The sequence below is a fragment of the Pseudomonas sp. KU26590 genome (assembly GCF_026153515.1).
Classification (GTDB): Bacteria; Pseudomonadota; Gammaproteobacteria; order Pseudomonadales; family Pseudomonadaceae; genus Aquipseudomonas.
Window position 1 is genome coordinate 2,375,369 of the sequence record NZ_CP110644.1, and the last position, 19,464, is coordinate 2,394,832.

A 19,464-nucleotide genomic window follows, 5' to 3' on the forward strand; every position below is an offset into this window, starting at 1 on the left:
TGTGGATTCCTTGTGGCGTTGAGCATGAGGCGTTTATTGATTCGCTCTTGAAAGAGCCGTTGTTATAACCAGGCAAGATGGCCAATGGCTGGCGACTATAACCAAAGTCCCCGGCGGCTCAATAGATCAAAAACTCATGTGCTTATGTCCCGTTGCGCGTCTGCCGGTGCAGGCATCGCGTCGAGCTTGGGAAACAGCGCATTGCCGCAGCGTGAACAGAAAGCCGCGTTAGGTTCATGGGCGTTCTTGGCGCAGACCGGGCAGTCGTGCTGCAGCTGATCGCCGCGCATGGCATTGGCCAGTTCGGCGGTGAAAATCCCGGTGGGCACGGCGATGATCGAGTAACCGGTGATCATCACCAGCGACGACAGGATCTGCCCGATCGGCGTCTTCGGCACGATGTCGCCAAAGCCCACCGTGGTCAGCGTGACGATCGCCCAGTAGATGCCCTTGGGAATGCTAGTGAAGCCGTGCTCCGGGCCTTCGACGACGTACATCAGCGTGCCGAACACCGTCACCAGCGTCGACACGGTGGCCAGAAACACGATGATCTTCTGCTTGCTGCCACGCAGGGCGGCGAGCAGGTAATTGGCCTGTTTCAGATACGGGCTGAGCTTGAGCACCCGGAAGATCCGCAGCATGCGCACCACGCGCACGATCAGCAGGTACTGCGCGTCGCTGTAATAGATCGCCAGGATGCCCGGCACGATGGCCAGCAGGTCGATCAGCCCGTAGAAGCTGAACGCGTACCTCAGGGGCTTGGGCGAGCAGTACAGGCGCACCAGATACTCGACCGCGAAAATGAACGTCAACGCCCATTCGATCCAGGCCAGCGGCGCGGCGTAATTGCGGTGCACGGCCTCGATACTGTCGATGATCGCCACGAGCAGGCTGAAAAGGATGAGCACCAGCAGGATTTTGTCGAAGCGTCGGCCGGGTTTGGTGTCACTCTGAAAAACGATGATGCGTAGCTGTTCGCGCCAGCTGATGTTGGTGTCCATGGGGTCGTTCCGCGTGCAAGGTCGGCAGAGCGTGGGACAAAGCGCTCAGGAGCGCAACGTCTGAGGCGTCGCACCGCACATCTGATGGCGTTCATGCTGGCTTCTTCCCGGCTGAAGCCGGTCCTACGGAGAGCATTGCGTACACCCGATGGAACTGGCTACCACGATCCCTGTGGGACCGGCTTTAGCCGGGAAGGCTCCAGTCGCCTAAACCCGAAACTGCCGCAACAACCCGTTCAGCTGTTCACTCAACCCCTTGAGCTGATTGCTCGCTGCGCTGGACTGTTCCGCCGCCACCGCGGTGCTCTGGGACAGTTGCGCCGCCTGGGTGACGTTCTGGTTGATGTCTTCCACCACGTGGGATTGCTCAAGGGTCGCGCTGGCGATGGAGGCGTTGAGGCCGTTGAGGTTGCGCAGTGCCTGGCTGATCGAGGTCAGGCTCTGGCCGGCGAGGTTGGCCTGTTCAATGGTCAGTTGCGAGGAACGACTGCTGTCGGCGATCACTTTCACCGCAGCGTCCGAATGGGCTTGCAGGCGCTCGATCATCGTCTGGATTTCTGCGGTGGATTTCTGCGTGCGCTGGGCCAGCAGGCGCACTTCGTCTGCGACCACGGCGAAGCCACGGCCCTGATCACCGGCGCGGGCGGCTTCGATGGCGGCGTTCAGGGCGAGCAGGTTGGTCTGGTCGGCAATCGAGCTGATCACCTCCAACACACCGCCGATCTGCGTGCTTTCGCTGGCCAGCGTGCGAATCACTTCCACAGCCTGATCGATGGTCCCCGACAGGTGCCCGATCTGCTCCAGGCTGCTGTCGATGTTGGCCTGACCCTGCTGCGCCTGGGATTCGGCGTTGCGCATCTCGCTGGCGGCGTGCTCGGCGTTCTTCGCCACGTCCTGCACGCCGTAAGTGACTTCATTGACGGCGGTGGCCACCTGTTCCATCTGCAACGACTGCTGCTGACTGCGCTCCTGGGCCTGAATGGCATTGCTGCCCAGCTCACTCGACGCCTGACCGAGACCGACCGCAGACGACTGCAACTCACTGACCACCCGCCGAAGCTTGGCGGTGAACGCGTTGAAATGCCGGGCCAGTTGCGTGACCTCGTCGTTGCCCTCGGTTGCCAAGGTGCGGGTCAGGTCGCTTTCGCCGCTGGCAATATTGGCCATCGCCTCGACGGTGGTTTTAAGCGGGCCAGCGATGCTGCGGGCAATCAGAATCAGCACAAGCGCCATCACCAGAATGATGCCGGCACTGATCGACAGCGCCTTGACGACTTGCTTGTAGAACTCGGCCTGCACGTCATCGATGTAAACGCCGGAGCCGATGATCCAGCCCCACGGTGCGAACAGCGAGATGTACGAAGTCTTGCCGACCGCGTCAGTGGCGCCGGGCTTGGGCCAGCGGTAGTTGACCATGCCGGCGCCTTTGGCTTTGGCCAGCGTGACCATTTCATTGAAGACCTGAAAGCCGTCCGGGTCTTTGATGGCGGAAAGGTCCTGGCCAACCAACTTGGGATTGGCCGGGTGCATGATCATCACCGGGCGCAGGTCGTTGATCCAGAAGTAGTCGGTCTGGTTGTAGCGCAGCCCGCGAATGGCATCCATCGCCTGCTGCTGCGCCTGCTCGCGGGTCAGGGTGCCGGCGGTTTCCAGGCCATGGTAGTAATCGAGCAGGCCACTGGCGGTCTGCACCACGTGCATGGTCTTGACGGTTTTGGCTTCGTACAGATCGTCGTGGATCTGCTTGAGCATCGCCCCCGCCAGCGTAAACAGCATCACTACCGCGACGATGAGAATCAGCCACAAGCGCTTGCTGATCGAGAGATTGCGCATATTCATGATCGTCACTCCGTTTCTTTGTTCTTTTTATTGGGCCAGGCTTAGGGGTAGCGCGCCGGGCAAACCGGGTGCGCAACAGCGGATCGATGACCGTCGAACGACAGACAGAGGATGCGGTGTCATTAAGCATCTCGGCCTGACGGTTATAAACCTGAGTGTGGGCGCAAGTTACGGACACAGGTATAGCGAAAGGCTTACACGCTCTGAGGAACTTGGCTCTAGGCTGAAACACCTCGGCGCGGTACATTGGATCCATCAACTGCAGCAACGGACCGCTGCAGGATCAAGGATGATCGACCGTTGCCAGGCATTGGCGGCCAACAGGAAGTTGGACGGTGTTGCACAAACCCGCTTCGGCGGGTTTTTTTATTGCCTGCGATTTGGTGAAGGACCTTTCGACTGCATTTATTTACCGAATCTGTACGACGTTTCGACCAAATGTTGTTTCCCAATGGAATTTCCGGCGCTCGCGCCGCTCACAGTACGGACTACACCCGAGTCCAGGACAGGGCCGGCCGGGCAGGCATGGGAAATAATTATTGTGGATGTGGCGCAAATGGCAGCAGACGTACCAAACATGGGACTCATTCTGGTGGTTGAGGACGAGGAAATCATTCGTGAGTTCGTGTGCGAGATCCTCGAGGATGAAGGCTTTACCACCCATGCGCTGGAGACGGCAGACGAGGCGGCGAATTACCTCGAGAGCAGCTCGGCCGACGTGGCGCTCCTTCTGACCGATATCCTCATGCCGGGCACCTTGAACGGTGCAGACCTTGCGAACCTGTCGCGCAACAAGTATCCGCACATCCCGATTCTGATCATGTCAGGTCACGAGACACCGGAGAGCTCTGGCGTCGTACATCCGGTGGTGTTCATTCGCAAACCCTGGAGCTTCGGCCAGCTTTTACAGGGCGTGAACAGGGCCTTGGGCTACGACAAAGACGAAAGCCTGTGACCCTCAGCGGTCCGGCTCGCACCCTTTAAGCACCAGCCGGATAATGGTCTGGGCGGCCGCTTCGTAATCAGCGTCGTCCAGGGTCGCTTTACCCGTCACTGTAGAAATCTGCCAGTCGAAATCGGCGTAGGTCTGGGTGGCGGCCCAGATGCTGAACATCAGATGATGGGGGTCGATGGGCGCGATCAGGCCGTCATCGATCCAGCCCTGGATGCACTCGATGTTGTGCCTGGCCTGGCCATTGAGCTGTTCAACTTGTTCGGACGTCAGATGCGGCGCGCCGTGCATGATCTCGCTGGCGAACACCTTTGAAGCGAAGGGCAGGTCGCGGGAGATGCGGATCTTCGAGCGAATGTAGCTCGTGAGCACTTCTGCCGGCACACCCTCACGATTGAACGGCGTCGATGCCTGCATGATCGGCTCGATGATGCTTTCGAGCACCTCGCGGTACAGGTTGTCCTTCGATTTGAAGTAGTAATAGACGTTGGGCTTGGGCACACCCGCCTTGGCGGCGATGTCGCTGGTCTTGCTGGCGGCGAATCCCTTGTCGGCAAATTCTTCACTGGCTGCGCGCAGGATCAGTTCTTTGTTGCGCTCGCGGATGCTGCTCATAAACCGGTATGTCCTTGCCTGCTCGGCGGTGGCGAATGTTAGCACCGGCCTCGCGGCAGGCTCAACATTGCCACTCCCACGCAACGACATCCCTTTCCCGCACCGGCTTGTCACTGTCGCGACCGCGCGCCAGTGGTATTGTGTGGCGGATGGCTGTACCGAGAGTAGTACCGGGAGCATTAGCAGAGCAGCACGATCAGAACTGGCGCCTTATCAAGGCTGAACGCGTATTCGGTGGCGAGGTGTTGGCAGCATGAACAGCCCATTGTTTTCCAGCGTCGTTGCGTATGCCCAGCATTGCGAGCGGCAGCTGGTGGAAATCCTGCATCGCCGGCCGACCCTCGACCGGCAGCAGGTCATGACCTGGGTCGACGAGCAGAGTCATGCGATGAAGGACCGTGATCCCCTCGACCTGTTGCGCTCGCTGAATGCGAGGGTGCGAGCGGGCAAGCCGCTGCCGTGGGAAGGGCATTCCTGAGCGGGTGACCCTCGCCGCGTTTGCCTGTGACCGTTGAACATCAGCCTGGGTAGCGATGGCTGAAGTGCTTCAGTACCAGGCAAGCGCGCTTTATTTCTATCTGCCGATTGCCCTTACTTGTCGCTGATCGCCGCAAAGGCCGGCGCGGGCTTGCGGTTGTAATACATGGCGGCGCCCACCAGCAGCACCAGAATGCCCAGCAGTACCATCGAAGAACCCACCGTGCCGAAGTCCAGCCCGCCTTTTTCATGGGGTTTGGTCAGCACGTCGCCCAACGTTGCGCCGAACGGGCGAGTCAGCACGAAGGCGATCCAGAACAACGCCACCGACGACAACCGGGTGGTGTAGTGAAGCAACACGACCACGGCAATCGCCGAGCCGATCAGCAGTGCCCCGCCCATGAAGCCCAACCCCGAGTCATCCGCCAGGAAGTCGCCCAGCGCCGTGCCCAGGGTGTTCGAGAACAGGATCGCGAACCAGTAGAACAGCTCGGCTTTCAGCGTCGTGACGCGGCTCACCGACAACGACCGTTCGCTCCAGTACCAGGCTGAGAAGATCGCCAGCAGGATCGCCACGAGAATGGCCGAACCCGCCGCGTAACCGAGCCCCAGCGTGCGGTCCATGAAGTCGGACATGGTGGTGCCCGCCGTGCTGGTGGAAAGAATCACCAACCAGTACAGCGCCGGGTTGTAGCGTTTGGAGGCCAGTTGCGTGATGAGCGTGACGACAAACACGCTGATTAAAATAAGGGAGCTGATCAGATAGCCAACGTCGAGGGTCATTGACAGCAAGTCGCCTGCTGTTTCGCCTAACGTGGTGGCACAGATTTTCATGACCCAGAACGCGAGCGTGATCTGCGGAAGTTTGTTCATTGTGATTACCGGGTGGTTCAGACAGGGAGGTTCGAGTGTCTGCCCGACAGTGGCCGACGGTGCCTATCATCCCGGAGCGGAAGTTAAAAATCGGTCGTATGAAAATGAAAAGCGCATGAATTGACCGGAGCGCAATGCTCCGGACATTCTGCAGTAAGTCCGTCAGGTGAACTGCTTGCGAAGGCGCTTGCTAGCACCGTCCCGAAGCGATCAGAAGAAGACTTTCACCAGCAAACTGGCGGTGTTCTGGTCGGTGTCAAAGGAGCGCGTGTCGTTGATCCCGTACTTGTTGCTCCAGTAGTCGTACTCGACGCCCACGTACAACTGTCGGTCCGGAAGATTAAGCGCCTTGCCCAAGTCGTACTTGATCTGCGGGTTGAAGTGCAGGTTGGAGTGGTAATCGCCCTTGCTGTTGGACTGCTTGTTGTCCACGACCCAGTCCATGAAACCGTCGATAAGAATGTCGGACTTGCCCACTGGAATCGTGTAAGACCAGACCGGGGTGATCTGCCAGGCGCCGTAACCGGCGCGGTGGCCGTCGGTGTAGCGCTTGTAGAAGTTCAGCTGGAAGTAATCGAAGCCGGGGATCTTCAAGTCAAAACCGGGGCCGATCAGGTACGACTCGACATCGCCTTCGCCGAACTCGTAAGTGGTTGCCAGCAACACGTCAGTGATCGGGCCGAGCTGAAATTTTTGATCGAAGATCTTGCCCATGGACAGGCGAGGGGAGATTTCCCCGTACGTCGAGGCGTTGCCCAGGCCGCCGTCTTTCTTGCCGTTGTAGTTGATGTAATCGAGGAAGACGAAGTTGTCGCCGTATTTCCAGCCATCGGCATGTTCGTAGGTGAACGTCTGCTGGTTCTCAGGGTTCACGGCGAAGTTTTTGCCGTAGAGATAAGTCAGGCTGTTGCTCTGCCACTGCAGCAGATCACCCGACATGGCCGGCGCAGCGGCAAGCAGACTACTGGCGGCCATCAGGCTGGAAAGCGTGCGGTTCATGTAAATACTCCCTTGGATTGACGTCGTGGTTTTTTGCGAACTGACGCTCTGTTATGGCGCCTTGGTTTTAACTGACTAAGTTGTCTGTTTGGTCAGCTTCGAGTGGATAGCAAGAGCTGAGCCAACACCTTGAAAAAAGACAAAAAAGCCCTGTCGGCTGTTTAAATAACAGTCGATGGGTCGATTTATCGATGCCGTTTGGAAGATGCACGGGCTGATCGGAGAGTTGTCCGGTCAGTCAGGTTAGTTGCAGTGTTGTTATTGGACTGAATTCGAGCGGCGGCGGAGGATACTGACTCGCGCAGCCGGGCTCAAGTGCTCTGTCACAGAGCACTCCCGTCGAAAACAGGGCAACCCCTCAGTGTGAGTGCAGCGGCCCGGCCATCGCATCGCGTCCGGCACCGCCGAGGACGTTGAACAGCAGGTTCAGCAACACGGCGCTCAACGTCGCCATGGCGATGCCGCTGTGGGTGATCGGGCCCATCCACTGTGGCAGCTGGCTGAAGAACTCCGGGCGCACCACCGGGATCAGGCCCATGCCGATGCTCACCGCGACCAGCAGCTGGTTACGCCGATCAGCGATGTCCGCTTCCTGGAGGATCTTGATCCCGGTGGCGGCGACCATGCCGAACATGGCGATGGCCGCGCCGCCCAGTACGGCAGGCGGAATCGAGGCCACCAGATACGCCGCTTTCGGCAACAGGCTGAGCACGATGAGAAAACCGCCCGCGACGATGGTCACCGAGCGGCAGCGCACGCCGGTCATCTGCACCAGGCCGATGTTCTGCGCAAATGAGGAATGGGTGAAGGTGTTGAGAAAGCCCGCAAGAAACGAGGCGGCGGCGTCGCACAGCAGCCCCCGGCGCAACATGCCGGGCGTGACGTCGCGGTCGGTGATCTTGCCCAAGGCGAGGAACATCCCCGTGGATTCGACAAAGATAATCACCACCACCAGGCACATGGACAGGATCGGCGCGAGGCTGAATTGCGGCATGCCGAAGTGCAGGGGCGTGACCGCCTTCAGCCATTCGGCCTGACCCAGACCACTCAGGTCGACCATGCCGATGAAGCCGGAGAGGATGTAGCCCAGGCCCATGCCGATCAGCACCGAGATATTCACCCAGAACCCGCGCATGAAGCGGTTGATCAGCAGGATGGTCAGCAACACCAGCGCGGCAACGCCGAGGTAGGCCGGGTCGCCGAAGCTCACTGCCTTGCTGCCGCCCCCCGCCCAGTTGACCGCCACCGGGAACAGCGACAGGCCAATCGAGGTGATCACGGTGCCGGTCACCAGCGGCGGAAAGAAGCGCACGATTTTTGACATGAACGGGGCGATCAGCATGCCGAAGAAGCCCGCCGCGATGGTCGCGCCGAAGATGCCTGGCAGGCCGACGCCGCTCATCCCGGCCATCGCCACCATGCTGCCGACGGCGGCAAAACTGGCGCCCATCATGATCGGCATGCGAATGCCCAGCGGGCCGATGCCAAGGGATTGCACCACCGTGGCAATGCCGGCGACCAGCAGGTCGGCGTTGATCAGAAAGGCGATGTCTTCCCGTGAAAGCCCGGCGGCCTGGCCGATGATCAGCGGCACTGCAACGGCACCGCCGTACATCAACAGGACGTGTTGCAGGCCCACCAGAATCAGTTGCAGCAAGGGCAGGGGCTGTCGTGGTGGCGCGGCAGGGATGCGCGCGTGAGTTGACTCTGACATGCAACACCTCATTGTTTTTATTTTATGAGTACGCCCGGTGCGGCAGGGCGGTGGAACGCTAACGTCGGGGGGATTGATACGATCCCTGTAGGAGCGCGCTTGCCCGCGAATGCATCTCGTCAGTCAGCACAGGCTTAGCTGACCCACCTCATTCGCGGGCAAGGTGGAGCGCCACCCCGGTCGCTCCTACAGGAGATTCATTTGTTCATGAACCTGCGGCCAGTCAGTCAGTTCGTCTGCGCCCCTCCATCGATCCATTGCCCCAGCAGGTCACGTTCCTGTTGGGTCATCTGGGTGATGTTGCCCAGCGGCATGATCTGCGCGGTCACGGCCTGGGCCTGGATGCGCGGGGCCAGTTGCTGGATCTGCTGCGGGGTGTCGAACATGATCCCGGCCGGCGCGCTGCTGAACAGCGGGCTGGTGGGCTTGGCGGAATGGCAGACGGTGCAGCGTTCCTGAATCACGCTGTGGACCTTCTCGAAATCCACGCCGCCGGTGCTGGCCTGCGCCGGTTGGGCGGCAGCCGGTGCGGCAGGTGCAGGTGCAGGCGCAGGCACAGGCACAGCTTCAACAGGCGCTGGCGCCACGTCAGGCTTCGGCTCGTCGGCGCGATGCCCTCCGATGGCTGTGCCCGGCAGTGGCTGGTACTGGATGTTCGCCGCCACGTCCGGGCCGCGCGACATTGGCGCCGGGCCGGTGACGTACGCCAGGCACATCATCCCCAGCGCACCAACCGGCAGGGCCCAGGCGTATTTGTGGCTGTTGTGACGGGTGTTGAAGTAGTGACGCACCAGCACCGCACACACCGCGATCCCGGCCAGGATCAGCCAGTTGTACTGACTGCCGTAGGTGCTCGGGAAGTGGTTGCTGATCATGATGAACAGCACCGGCAGGGTGAAGTAATTGTTGTGCCGCGAACGCAGCAATCCTTTGGCGGGCAGCGACGGATCCGGCGTGCGGTTCTCGGCGATGGCGGCGACCAATGCTCGCTGGGCCGGCATGATGATGCGCAGCACGTTGCCGACCATGATCGTGCCGATGATTGCACCCGTGTGCAGGTAAGCCGCACGGCCACTGAACACCTGGCTGAAGCCGAAGCACGCCGCGATGATCAGCACGAACAGAACCAGGCCCAGCAGGGCAGGGCGCTTGCCCAGCGGCGAATCACACAGGATGTCGTAGATCGTCCAACTGGCGATCAATGAGCCGACGCCGATGGCGATGCCTGCGCCGCCGCTCAGCGTGCTGCCGGGTGCCAGCAGGTACAGCGTGGGGTTGGAATAGAACACGATGCACAGCAACGCGACGCCCGACATCCAGGTCCAGTAGGCTTCCCATTTGAACCAGTGCAGGTCGTCCGGCATGGTGGGCGGGGCCAGCTTGTACTTTTCCAGGTGGTAAATACCGCCGCCGTGAATCGCCCAGAGGTCGCCCGACAGACCGTCACGAGGGTTGGCGCGGTTAAGGTTGTTCTCCAGCCAGACGAAATAAAAGGACGCGCCGATCCAGGCGATCCCGACGATCATGTGAATCCAGCGCACGCCCAGATTCAGCCATTCCATCAGATGTGCAGCCACAGTCTTACCCTTTGCCTTCCACCCCTTAACGGGTGGTCAGACCCTTCTTATAGTTGGGGATCGAGAACCATCTTCTGACTCTCTTCGAAGAAATGCTCATCGCAGTTATTGCCACTGCCACTGCGATCAACCACCAGGAAGTCATCCCGCTTTTCGATCGTCAGCACCGGGTGGTGCCAGACGCCGCGATGGTAATTAACACCCTGCCTGCCATTGGTGATGAAGGCGCGGGTCAACTCGGGTTCGGGTGCATCGCCAAGGGGCGCGACCACGACCAGAAAAGGATGGCCGAGCAGCGGAATAAAGGCCTGGCTGCCCAGCGGATGGCGCTCCAGCATGCTGATGGTCAACGGCATGTCCAGCGCCTCGGCGCGGAAGATGCTGATGATCGCCTTGTCGTCCGTTTCAACCTCGGCCAGACGGTGAAAGCGCATGGTAGAGCCGTTGTTGATCATGAAATGATCGCTGCCATCGGTTTCGATGACATCGCCAAACGGGGCGAAGGCTGCCTTGGTCAACGGCTCGATGATCAGTGTGCGCATGCGGGGCCTTCTTTCTCGTTATTCGTAAATGAAAACACTGTGGTCTTTGGTCTACGCAATCTTTTGTAGGAGCGTGGCTTGTCCCGCGATCTGGCGCGAAGCGTCAGCAAGACCGGCGCACTCGGTGTATCAGACAGAGCGCAGTTGCCGCTATTGCGACGACTTCGTCGCCGATCGCGGGACAAGCCACGCTCCCACAGGGTCAGGTGTTATTTCGCGACCTTGCCCAACACCCGCAACCGGCTCACGCCGCCGTCCGGGAACACGTTCAGGCGAATATGGGTAATCGGCCCCAGCGCCTTGATCTGCTCGGCGAAGGTGTGTTCGGCGTGCATTTCCAGCTTCTGGCTTGGCAGCAGTTCGCGCCAGAACAGGCTCTGGGTTTCGATCTGGCTGTCGGTGCCGCCTTTGACGAACGCCGCCTGAATAGAGCAGCTGTCCGGGTAGTTGCCTTTGAAGTGCAGGGTATCGACGACGATCTGTTCCACTTCACCAGCATGACCCAGCGCCACGATCACCCAGTCATTGCCAGGGGTGCGGCGACGTGCGGTTTCCCAGCCGTCGCCCATGTTCACGCCACGGCCCGGGTTGAGGATGTTGCTCATGCGCCCGAAATGCTCGTCGGAGCAGGCCAGCGCACGACCACCATTCAGCGCGGCGGCCAGGTCGATCTGCTCGTTGTCGCCCACCGCCGTCCAGTCCCGATGGGGCACGCCGTACACGCGCAAACGCGCCACGCCGCCGTCGGGGTAAATATTGAAACGCAGGTGGCTGTAGGCCTTGGCGTCAGCGATCTCATGGTAATGGTGGCTGTCGCCCTTTAGCTCGACGGCCGGCAGCACTTCTGTCCATTCGGTGTTTTCATCCGGCTCACCCGATGCCAGGAAGCACGCCTCCAGCGAGGCCGAGGGCGGGTAGTTTCCGGTGAAGTACGAGGTGTCGATGTCCACGCCCTTGATCGAACCGGCGACGCCCAGACGAATCACGGCGGTGTCGTAACCTTCGAAGCGCTTGCGGCGCGACTCCCAGCCGTCCATCCACTTGCCGTTGTCGTCGAACACGCCTTCTTTCCAGACCGCAGGCGTCGGCTGGAACAGGCGGTTGGCGTCCGCGAACCAGTCATCGGTGACGGACAGGATCTTCGTCCCCAGACGCGCATCGGCCAGGTTGACGAACTTCTCGAAGGGTGCGGCGTAAGCTTTCATTCTTTTTGTCTGCCTTTGATAGGGGGCGTGGGAAAGGTCGGTCAGAGGGCTTGCAGGCGAAACAGGGCAATCTTGTTGATCTCGGCCAGCGCGCAGGCGAACTCGACGTCGGTCGAGTTGTGAATGCGCGTCTCGAAGGCCGCCAGGATCTGATGCCGGTTGCTGCCTTTCACCGCCATGATGAAGGGGAACGCGAACGTCGCCTTGTAGGCGTCGTTCAGCTCGGTGAAGCGCTGAAACTCTTCGGCCGTGCAGTGGTGGATACCGGCGCCAGCTTGCTCGGAGGTACTGGCTTCGGTCAGTTGGCCTTGCACGGCGGCTTTGCCGGCAAGGTCAGGGTGAGCGTTGATCAGCGCCAGTTGCGCGGCGTGATCGGCACTCAACAGGATGTCGCTCATGCGTGCATGCAGCGTCTCGATGTCGTCGAGCTCGTGCAGTTGGCCCCGGTCATAGGCCTGTTCGGCGACCCAGGGCGAGTGTTCGTAAATATCCCCGAAGGCGTGGACGAATTCGTCGCGGCTGAGGGCGGAGGGCGTCAGGGTTTGAAAACGGCTCATTCGGCGGCTCCATTGAAGGGATGAACCTGATGCCAGTGCCGCGCGATTTCCACACGGCGGGCGAACCAGACCTGCTCGTGGCCTTTGACGTACTCAAGAAAACGCTGCAGGGCGGCCAGTCGGGCAGGGCGGCCAATCAAGCGGCAGTGCAGGCCGATCGACAGCATTTTTGGCGCCTCGGCCCCTTCGGCGTATAGCACGTCGAAGGCGTCTTTCAGGTAATCGAAAAAGTCGTCGCCCTTGTTGAAACCCTGCACCTGGGTGAAGCGCATGTCGTTGGTGTCCAGCGTGTAGGGGATCACCAGGTGCGGCTTGCCGGTGGCGTTGTTCGGCTCCCAGTAGGGCAGGTCGTCGTCGTAGGTGTCGCAGTCGTAGAGAAAACCGCCTTCTTCCATCACCAGCCGCCGGGTGTTGGGGCCGGTGCGCCCGGTGTACCAGCCCAGCGGCCGTTCGCCGGTGAGTTCGGTGAGGATGCGGATGGCTTCGAGCATGTGCTCGCGCTCCTGCGCCTCGTCCATGTTCTGGTAGTCGATCCAGCGGTAGCCGTGGCTGCAGATCTCATGGCCGGCGTCGACCATGGCGCGGATCACGTCCGGGTGACGCTGCGCGGCCATGGCCACGGCGAAAACGGTGAGCGGGATATCAAATTGCTTGAACAGTTTGAGCACCCGCCACACGCCGGCACGGCTGCCGTATTCGTAGAGCGATTCCATGCTCATGTTGCGCTGGCCCTGGAGCGGTTGCGCGGCGACCATTTCGGAGAGGAACGCTTCGGATTCCTTGTCACCATGCAGAATGTTGCGCTCGCCGCCTTCCTCGTAATTGAGCACGAACGACAGCGCGATACGGGCATTGCCTGGCCAGTGCGGATGGGGCGGGTTGCTGCCGTAACCGATCAGGTCGCGTGGGTAGTCGGCGCTCACTGCGAGATTCCTTCTGTGCGTGTTGTATGTTGCAGTGGCTGTCTGACATTGCAATACGATGCAGTGGACTGCCGTTGCGGTGAAAATATTGTATACAACCTTGACCGCATTTTGTAAGCCTGTTTTTTCTTTTCTTACGAAGGCTCGTGCTGCAAGAAACCTGCCTTATTGGTCAGGATCTTTAGAAAAAACCTAATAATTTCCTCACTGCGCTGTGAAATACCGGTTATCCAGACGCGACGAGCAAAACGGGCTATTAAACGACATCTATTGTGTACAATTTATGTTCAAAGTGTCTTAATCACTCATCGCCCGCATCCATTGAGCCCTTAATCGGTGCGTGTGCCTGACTTCCACTTCTCAAGCGAGGCCCCGACAAGCATGGGACGACTGACCACACACGTACTGGACGCCGCTCACGGGTGCCCCGGCAGCGCCATTCACATCGCGCTTTACCGGGTTGAAGGCGAACGGCTGGAGAAAGTCGCCGACGCCGTGACTAACGCCGACGGTCGATGCGACGCGCCATTGTTGCAGGGCGATGATTACCGTTCAGGCGTCTACCAATTGCAATTCCACGCGGGTGATTACTACCGCGCCAAAGGGGTTCAACTGCCCGACACCGCGTTTCTTGATGTCGTCGTGCTGCGCTTCGGCATTGATGCCGCGCAGGACCACTATCACGTGCCGCTGCTGATCTCGCCTTATAGTTATTCGACCTATCGAGGGAGCTAGGGGGGCAACCCCTCGGATCACCGCCATGCCTATTGAGGAGATAACGTTGCATGACCACGCTTAAAATCACCGCAGGCGGGTATCAGTTTCTCGCCGAAACCAACCCCGATGCCCCGCAAACTGTCGCGGCGTTTCTCGCGTTGCTCCCCTATCGTCAGAAGCTTATTCACGTGCGTTGGAGTGGCGAGGGATGCTGGGTGCCATTGGGTGAGTATCAACTTCTGAAGGGCGAGGAGCCCATCGGCTTCGAGAATCACACCAGTCATCCTTCCGTGGGTGACATTCTTTTCTACCCCGGTCCCTATAGCGAAACCGAAATTCTCGTGGCTTACGGCTCTTGCTGCTTTGCCAGCAAAATGGGGCAACTGGCGGGCAATCACTTTCTGACCATCGTGCAAGGCAAGGAAAACTTGCGCGCCCTGGGCGTGAAGACGTTATGGGAAGGTGCTCAAGAGATCGTATTCGAGCGGGCGTGAAGTTCACACTCGGCAAGGTGGCTGGATCTATTCCCGGCGTGCGCTATGAATGAAGAGGGCGGCCGTGTTCGGATCGCTCTTCTCATACCCGGTAATACCGTTGCTGGCGTTGTAAACCGTTTCAGCCTGGTGCACTGCGTGCGTCGCTGCACCGGCGTCGGGCGATGAGGTGACTCCGTATTTTGCGCGTGTCCGTTAGGCGCTATAGGTCGGCCCTTTAGCGATAGACAAGCCTATGCAGGGCGCGTACGTTGTTTTCCACTCATTGTTTAGTTGGACTTATATATAAATTATATTTCGGATAAATAACCGAAAGGCTGACGCGCGGACGAAAGTTTTTATGGGCATACATTTAGTTTTTAATAAACAGAAAAGTTGAGGTGCTTTAAGTAACTGGCATGCGGTTTGCTCTTGACCTTGGCTCGATAAACTCACATTCGAGCCTAATGCCATGAGCAGTGATCAATACATTATTGAAGGCGCCCGTGCGCCTGTTGCGACCGCCCGTTGGTATCAACTTGTCATCGGTGTTGTGTGCATGATGGCGATTTCCAGTCCGCAATATGTCTGGACGCTGTTTACCGGCCCGCTGACCAACAAACTCGGTGTTTCGCTGGCGCAAGTGCAAATCACCTTTTCCCTGTTGATTATTTTGCAGACATTCTTTTCCCCGGTGCAGGGCTATCTGGTCGATCGTTTTGGCATTCGCCTGCTGGTCGGTCTGGGTTGCACGTTGTCCGGCCTTAGTTGGGTGCTGGCCAGTCAGGCTTCTTCTCTGAGCATGCTGTACTTGAGTTATGGCGTGGTCGGTGGCCTGGGCACCGGGATTGTCTATGTGGGCATTGTCGGTCTGATGGTGCGCTGGTTCCCTGACCGTCGCGGTTTCGCGGCAGGCGCCGTGGCCGCAGGCTATGGCATGGGCGCAATGCTCACCACGTTTCCTATCAGCAACAGTCTGCAAAGTGCTGGCATGGAACAGACCATGATGACGTTCGGCCTCGTGCTGGGCGTGGTCGGGCTTGCCGCGTCGCGGTTTTTGCGTCAACCACCGGCACTGTTGCGTGATACGGCGGTGGCGCAAACGGCGCAGACCGTTTCTGATGTCGCGCCCCGCGAGATGCTCAAGACCCCAGTCTTCTGGCTGATGTTTGCCATGTTCACCATGATGTCCACGTCCGGCCTGATGGTGACTTCGCAGATGGCCAGCTTCGCCAAGGATTTCGGCATGACCACCGTCATGGTGATGGGCATGGCGGCCTTGCCACTGGCCTTGACCATTGACCGTGTCTGCAATGGTCTGACCCGGCCGTTGTTCGGCTGGATTTCCGACCGTTTCGGCCGCGAAAACACCATGGCGTTCGCGTTTCTGTTTGAAGGTGTAGCCATGACGCTGTGGTTGCTGACCAGTGATAACCCGGTGCTGTTCGTACTGTTGTCGGGTGTCGTGTTCCTGGGCTGGGGTGAAATATTCTCCCTGTTCCCCTCAACCCTGACCGACACCTTCGGCACCCGCCACGCCACCACCAACTACGGTTTTCTGTACATGGCGCAGGGGATTGGCGCGGTGTTTGGCGGTCCGGTTGCAGCGCTGCTGCACCAGTACACAAGTAGCTGGTACCCGGTTTTTGCGGTGGCCATCAGCTTTGACATCGTCACCGCTCTGCTGGCCTTCTTCGTGCTCAAACGCATGCGTATGAACTGGCTTGCCGCACACGCTCTGTAATTTTTATAAAAAGGAATCTGCGCATGTTGAACACCACACTGGCCGCTCGCGGCATTGCCGTTGCGCCTCACAGTCTCGCTGCACAATCGGCGCTGGCGGTATTGCGCGAGGGCGGTAACGCGATCGAGGCGATGGTCGCGGCAGCCGCCACGATTGCGGTTGTGTACCCCCACATGAACAGCCTGGGCGGCGACGGTTTCTGGCTGATCATGCCTGCCCAGGGCGAGCCGGTGGCCATTGACGCCAGCGGTCCGGCTGGCAGTCTGGCGACCCTGAGCCGCTACGAAGGCATGAGCAAAATCCCGACCCGTGGCGTCGATGCGGCGCTGACCGTGGCGGGAACCGTAGGCGGCTGGCAGGAGGCCTTGGCAGTTTCGGCGCAATGGGGTGGCCATACTCCTTTGCCGCGCCTGCTCGAAGACGCGATCCACTACGCACGGTCTGGAATTCCCACCACCGTCTCCCAACACGTCGCCACATCTACCAAGCAGGCTGAGTTGCAGCATGTGCCGGGTTTTGCAGAGACGTTTTTGCCGAACGGCGCAGCGCCGCAAGCCGGCAGTCTGTTCCGGCAACCGCGTCTGGCGGACACGCTGCAAGCCTTGGCCGACGACGGTCTGGACAGTTTCTATCGTGGGGCGCTTGCCGATTCCATTGCCCATGATCTGGAGGCTCTGGGCGCGCCGGTGACCCGTGCCGATCTGGCCAGTTACCGGGCCAGGCGTGTGCGCCCCCTTGAGCTGAACCACAGCGCAGGTACGGTTTACAACCTGACGCCCCCTAGCCAGGGGCTGGTTTCGCAGCTGATCCTGGGGATTTCCGATCACGCAGGTTTGGCCTCACATGCCGCGGACGAGGCCGACCATATTCATACCCTGGTGGAGGCGACCAAGCTCGCATTCGCACTGCGCGATGGCCACATAACGGACCCCGAGCACATGACTATCGACCCTCAGAGCTGCCTGGCGCCGGACAACCTGCAAGCGCTGGCAGCGCGCATTGATCCGCAGCAAGCCGCGCCGTGGGGTGAAGGCAAGGGGCCGGGCGACACGATCTGGATGGGGGTGATCGATAACGACGGGCTTGCGGTTTCCTTCATTCAGAGCATTTACCACGAATTCGGCAGCGGCGTGGTGTTGCAGGGCTCGGGCCTGAACTGGCAAAACCGCGGCGCCTCGTTCAGTCTCGACCCTGAGCACTTGTTGGTCTTGAAGCCGGGCAAGAAGCCGTTCCACACGCTCAACCCTGCGGCGGCCCGCTTGGAGGATGGCCGCGCCATGGTCTACGGCACCATGGGGGGCGACGGTCAGCCGCAGACGCAGGCGGCGGTGTTCAGCCGGTACGCGGTGTTTGGTCAGCCATTGCAGCAGGCGGTGACGGCGCCGCGCTGGTTACTGGGGCGGACCTGGGGAGACACGTCGGACACCCTGAAACTGGAGTCGCGTTTCCCGGAATCCGTTGTCGATGAACTCAAGCGCCGTGGCCACGAGGTCGAGTTGCTTGAGGCCTTCACTGAAACCATGGGGCATGCCGGGGCTGCGGTGCGTCTGGTCAATGGCAGCTTTGAAGGCGCTTTCGACCCGCGTGGCAACGGCGCAGCCGCCGGCTATTGATTTACAGAAACACAAACTTGGCAATGAAGATCACGCAGAGCGCCCACAGGCTGACCGAAATCTGTCTGTGTTTGCCGGTCCCGGCTTTGAGCACTACGTAAGTGATGAAGCCCAGCGCGATGCCGTCGGCGACTGAGAACGTCAGCGGCATCATGATCGCGGTGACGATCGCCGGAATGCTGTCGGTGGCTTCGTCCCAGTCGATGTGCGCCATGCCGCCCATCATCAACATCGCCACGTAAATCAATGCACCTGCCGTCGCGTAAGCGGGAATCATCCCGGCTAGCGGGGCGAAGAACATCGCCGCCACGAACAGCACACCCACGGTCACGGCGGTCAGCCCCGTCCGCCCCCCGGCCGCCACGCCCGAGGCGCTTTCCACGTAACTGGTGACTGGCGGCACACCGACCATTGCGCCGAACACGCTGGACGCGCTGTCGGCCTTCAAGGCCCGCGAGAGGTTTTCGATGCGGCCGTCTTCGCGCACTAAACCGGCGCGCTGTGCCACACCCATGAGCGTGCCGGCTGTGTCGAACATGTGCACGAACAGAAACGCCAGCACCACGCTGATCATGCTGACGTTGAACACGCCGGCCAGGTCCATGGCCATCCAGGTCGGCGCCAGGCTCGGCGGCATGGAGAAGATGCCGTCGTAATGCACCAGCCCCAGGCCCCAGCCGGCCAGCGTCACGGCGATGATGCTGATGAGGATCGCGCCGAACACCCGGTGATAGCTGAGCACGGCAATCATCAGAAAACAGATGGCGGCGAGCAGCGGACCGGGTTCACGCAGCGAGCCGAGCTTGATCAGCGTCGCCGGGCTGTCGACCACGATGCCGGCGGTCTTCAGGCCAATCAGCCCGAGAAACAGCCCGACCCCCGCGCCCATGGCGTAACGCAAGCTGACCGGGATGCTGTTGAGCAGCCATTCGCGGACGCGCGACAGGGTCAGGATCATGAAGATCACGCCCGAGACAAATACCGCGCCCAGCGCCGTTTCCCAGCTGTAACCCATAGTGCCGACCACGGTGTAGGTGAAGAACGCATTCAGGCCCATCCCCGGCGCCAGGCCCACCGGCCAGTTGGCGTACAGCCCCATCAGCAGGCAACCCAGCGCGGCGGCGATGCAGGTCGCAACGAACGCCGCGCCATGATCGATGCCGGCGTCGGCCATGATGTTGGGGTTGACGAAGATGATGTAAGCCATGGTGATGAAGGTCGTGAGCCCGGCCAGCAGCTCGGTTCGGACGGTCGTGCCGTGCAGGCTCAGCTTGAACAGGCGTTCAAGCAGGCCTTTGCGCGGCAGCGTGAGATCCAGGGGCGTGGCTTCGGTTTTGCGACTTTCCACAGTGAAATCCTCGGGACGTTTTTGTTGTTATGACAAAGCCGGTTGCCGGCTCCGGGAGGCGGGTGGAGCTGTCAGGCTGATTTGTTGACTGAAAGGTCAGAAACGTGCGCCAGGGGATTATGCTTTTGTATACAAATAATGCAAATAATGTTTTCGATCGTGCGCTGAATATTTGTCGGATTGTGTGCATAACGGCCCGTCACTTCGGGACCTGTGCAGACTTGACCGGCTGTGTACAATGCGCCATTACTTTTACTGTGACTTTGCCGGGATATCTGCTATTGGTTGCTCCAAC

18 protein-coding genes are annotated in these 19,464 nt (G+C 60.0%); 6 read left to right on the plus strand and 12 right to left on the minus strand.

All coding sequences use genetic code 11. From position 1 onward, the window contains the following. Positions 1 to 134: 134 nt before the first annotated feature. Complete coding sequence (locus OKW98_RS10620; RefSeq protein WP_265389105.1) at positions 135 to 1,001, minus strand: ion transporter; 867 nt, start codon at positions 999 to 1,001, stop codon at positions 135 to 137. A gap of 207 nt (positions 1,002 to 1,208) precedes the next feature. Continuing rightward, complete coding sequence (locus OKW98_RS10625; protein WP_265389106.1) at positions 1,209 to 2,840, minus strand: methyl-accepting chemotaxis protein; 1,632 nt, start codon at positions 2,838 to 2,840, stop codon at positions 1,209 to 1,211. A gap of 556 nt (positions 2,841 to 3,396) precedes the next feature. Between OKW98_RS10625 and OKW98_RS10630 the strand changes: the two genes are divergently transcribed. Beyond that, positions 3,397 to 3,795, plus strand: a complete 399-nt coding sequence (locus OKW98_RS10630; RefSeq protein ID WP_265389705.1) for a response regulator — start codon at positions 3,397 to 3,399, stop codon at positions 3,793 to 3,795. Positions 3,796 to 3,798: 3 nt separating this feature from the next. On the opposite strand, the gene OKW98_RS10635 is transcribed toward OKW98_RS10630, so the two are convergent. Further along, entirely contained in the window at positions 3,799 to 4,407 is a 609-nt protein-coding gene (locus OKW98_RS10635) for a TetR/AcrR family transcriptional regulator (RefSeq protein ID WP_265389107.1), read from the minus strand. A gap of 253 nt (positions 4,408 to 4,660) precedes the next feature. Between OKW98_RS10635 and OKW98_RS10640 the strand changes: the two genes are divergently transcribed. Beyond that, on the plus strand, positions 4,661 to 4,885 hold the full coding sequence (locus OKW98_RS10640) for a hypothetical protein (RefSeq protein WP_065988731.1): 225 nt from the start codon (positions 4,661 to 4,663) through the stop codon (positions 4,883 to 4,885). 113 nt (positions 4,886 to 4,998) lie between these two features. On the opposite strand, the gene OKW98_RS10645 is transcribed toward OKW98_RS10640, so the two are convergent. The 8 genes from OKW98_RS10645 to puuE form a co-directional block, all read right to left on the minus strand. Continuing rightward, on the minus strand, positions 4,999 to 5,757 hold the full coding sequence (locus OKW98_RS10645; RefSeq protein WP_265389108.1) for a hypothetical protein: 759 nt from the start codon (positions 5,755 to 5,757) through the stop codon (positions 4,999 to 5,001). 210 nt (positions 5,758 to 5,967) lie between these two features. Further along, complete coding sequence (locus tag OKW98_RS10650) at positions 5,968 to 6,756, minus strand: hypothetical protein (RefSeq protein ID WP_265389109.1); 789 nt, start codon at positions 6,754 to 6,756, stop codon at positions 5,968 to 5,970. Positions 6,757 to 7,114: 358 nt separating this feature from the next. Next, positions 7,115 to 8,470, minus strand: a complete 1,356-nt coding sequence (locus OKW98_RS10655; RefSeq protein ID WP_265389110.1) for a nucleobase:cation symporter-2 family protein — start codon at positions 8,468 to 8,470, stop codon at positions 7,115 to 7,117. A gap of 227 nt (positions 8,471 to 8,697) precedes the next feature. Next, the gene (locus OKW98_RS10660) at positions 8,698 to 10,047 is read right to left on the minus strand and encodes a urate hydroxylase PuuD (protein WP_265389111.1); all 1,350 of its coding nucleotides are present in this window, start codon (positions 10,045 to 10,047) and stop codon (positions 8,698 to 8,700) included. Between the two features lie 47 nt (positions 10,048 to 10,094). After that, positions 10,095 to 10,589 carry an ureidoglycolate lyase gene (locus OKW98_RS10665; protein ID WP_265389112.1) on the minus strand — a complete coding sequence of 165 codons (495 nt, stop codon included), beginning with the start codon at positions 10,587 to 10,589 and terminating at the stop codon, positions 10,095 to 10,097. A 209-nt stretch (positions 10,590 to 10,798) separates the two neighbouring features. Then, positions 10,799 to 11,794: an allantoicase gene (alc, locus tag OKW98_RS10670; RefSeq protein WP_265389113.1), complete on the minus strand. Its 996-nt coding sequence runs from the start codon at positions 11,792 to 11,794 to the stop codon at positions 10,799 to 10,801. Positions 11,795 to 11,835: 41 nt separating this feature from the next. Then, positions 11,836 to 12,351, minus strand: a complete 516-nt coding sequence (gene uraD, locus OKW98_RS10675) for a 2-oxo-4-hydroxy-4-carboxy-5-ureidoimidazoline decarboxylase (protein WP_265389114.1) — start codon at positions 12,349 to 12,351, stop codon at positions 11,836 to 11,838. Continuing rightward, positions 12,348 to 13,274 carry an allantoinase PuuE gene (puuE, locus tag OKW98_RS10680; protein WP_265389115.1) on the minus strand — a complete coding sequence of 309 codons (927 nt, stop codon included), beginning with the start codon at positions 13,272 to 13,274 and terminating at the stop codon, positions 12,348 to 12,350. The genes uraD and puuE overlap by 4 nt, the downstream gene beginning before the upstream one ends. Positions 13,275 to 13,655: 381 nt before the next feature. Here puuE and uraH point away from each other — a divergent pair, with 381 nt between their 5' ends. The 4 genes from uraH to OKW98_RS10700 all read left to right on the plus strand — a co-directional run bounded on the left by uraH (position 13,656) and on the right by OKW98_RS10700 (position 17,821). Beyond that, positions 13,656 to 14,009, plus strand: a complete 354-nt coding sequence (gene uraH, locus OKW98_RS10685) for a hydroxyisourate hydrolase (protein ID WP_265389116.1) — start codon at positions 13,656 to 13,658, stop codon at positions 14,007 to 14,009. A 50-nt stretch (positions 14,010 to 14,059) separates the two neighbouring features. Next, positions 14,060 to 14,485 (plus strand): DUF3830 family protein, encoded by a 426-nt coding sequence (locus OKW98_RS10690; protein WP_265389117.1) that lies wholly within the window; start codon positions 14,060 to 14,062, stop codon positions 14,483 to 14,485. 451 nt (positions 14,486 to 14,936) lie between these two features. Next, the gene (oxlT, locus tag OKW98_RS10695; RefSeq protein ID WP_265389118.1) at positions 14,937 to 16,208 is read left to right on the plus strand and encodes an oxalate/formate MFS antiporter; all 1,272 of its coding nucleotides are present in this window, start codon (positions 14,937 to 14,939) and stop codon (positions 16,206 to 16,208) included. A 23-nt stretch (positions 16,209 to 16,231) separates the two neighbouring features. After that, complete coding sequence (locus OKW98_RS10700; protein ID WP_265389119.1) at positions 16,232 to 17,821, plus strand: gamma-glutamyltransferase family protein; 1,590 nt, start codon at positions 16,232 to 16,234, stop codon at positions 17,819 to 17,821. A 1-nt stretch (position 17,822) separates the two neighbouring features. On the opposite strand, the gene OKW98_RS10705 is transcribed toward OKW98_RS10700, so the two are convergent. Next, positions 17,823 to 19,169, minus strand: coding sequence for an NCS2 family permease (locus OKW98_RS10705; RefSeq protein ID WP_265389120.1), 1,347 nt, complete (start codon positions 19,167 to 19,169; stop codon positions 17,823 to 17,825). Positions 19,170 to 19,464: the final 295 nt, after the last annotated feature.

Bases quoted from the DNA above. Each gene is read 5' to 3' on its own strand.
- OKW98_RS10620 (WP_265389105.1), bottom strand. From the start codon at position 1,001: ATGGACACCAACATCAGCTGGCGCGAACAGCTACGCATCATCGTTTTT.
- OKW98_RS10690 (WP_265389117.1), top strand. From the start codon at position 14,060: ATGACCACGCTTAAAATCACCGCAGGCGGGTATCAGTTTCTCGCCGAA.
- OKW98_RS10665 (WP_265389112.1), bottom strand. From the start codon at position 10,589: ATGCGCACACTGATCATCGAGCCGTTGACCAAGGCAGCCTTCGCCCCG.
- alc (WP_265389113.1), bottom strand. From the start codon at position 11,794: ATGAAAGCTTACGCCGCACCCTTCGAGAAGTTCGTCAACCTGGCCGAT.
- OKW98_RS10650 (WP_265389109.1), bottom strand. From the start codon at position 6,756: ATGAACCGCACGCTTTCCAGCCTGATGGCCGCCAGTAGTCTGCTTGCC.
- OKW98_RS10635 (WP_265389107.1), bottom strand. From the start codon at position 4,407: ATGAGCAGCATCCGCGAGCGCAACAAAGAACTGATCCTGCGCGCAGCC.
- oxlT (WP_265389118.1), top strand. From the start codon at position 14,937: ATGAGCAGTGATCAATACATTATTGAAGGCGCCCGTGCGCCTGTTGCG.
- OKW98_RS10645 (WP_265389108.1), bottom strand. From the start codon at position 5,757: ATGAACAAACTTCCGCAGATCACGCTCGCGTTCTGGGTCATGAAAATC.
- OKW98_RS10700 (WP_265389119.1), top strand. From the start codon at position 16,232: ATGTTGAACACCACACTGGCCGCTCGCGGCATTGCCGTTGCGCCTCAC.
- OKW98_RS10625 (WP_265389106.1), bottom strand. From the start codon at position 2,840: ATGAATATGCGCAATCTCTCGATCAGCAAGCGCTTGTGGCTGATTCTC.
- OKW98_RS10630 (WP_265389705.1), top strand. From the start codon at position 3,397: ATGGCAGCAGACGTACCAAACATGGGACTCATTCTGGTGGTTGAGGAC.
- uraD (WP_265389114.1), bottom strand. From the start codon at position 12,351: ATGAGCCGTTTTCAAACCCTGACGCCCTCCGCCCTCAGCCGCGACGAA.
- uraH (WP_265389116.1), top strand. From the start codon at position 13,656: ATGGGACGACTGACCACACACGTACTGGACGCCGCTCACGGGTGCCCC.
- OKW98_RS10640 (WP_065988731.1), top strand. From the start codon at position 4,661: ATGAACAGCCCATTGTTTTCCAGCGTCGTTGCGTATGCCCAGCATTGC.
- OKW98_RS10655 (WP_265389110.1), bottom strand. From the start codon at position 8,470: ATGTCAGAGTCAACTCACGCGCGCATCCCTGCCGCGCCACCACGACAG.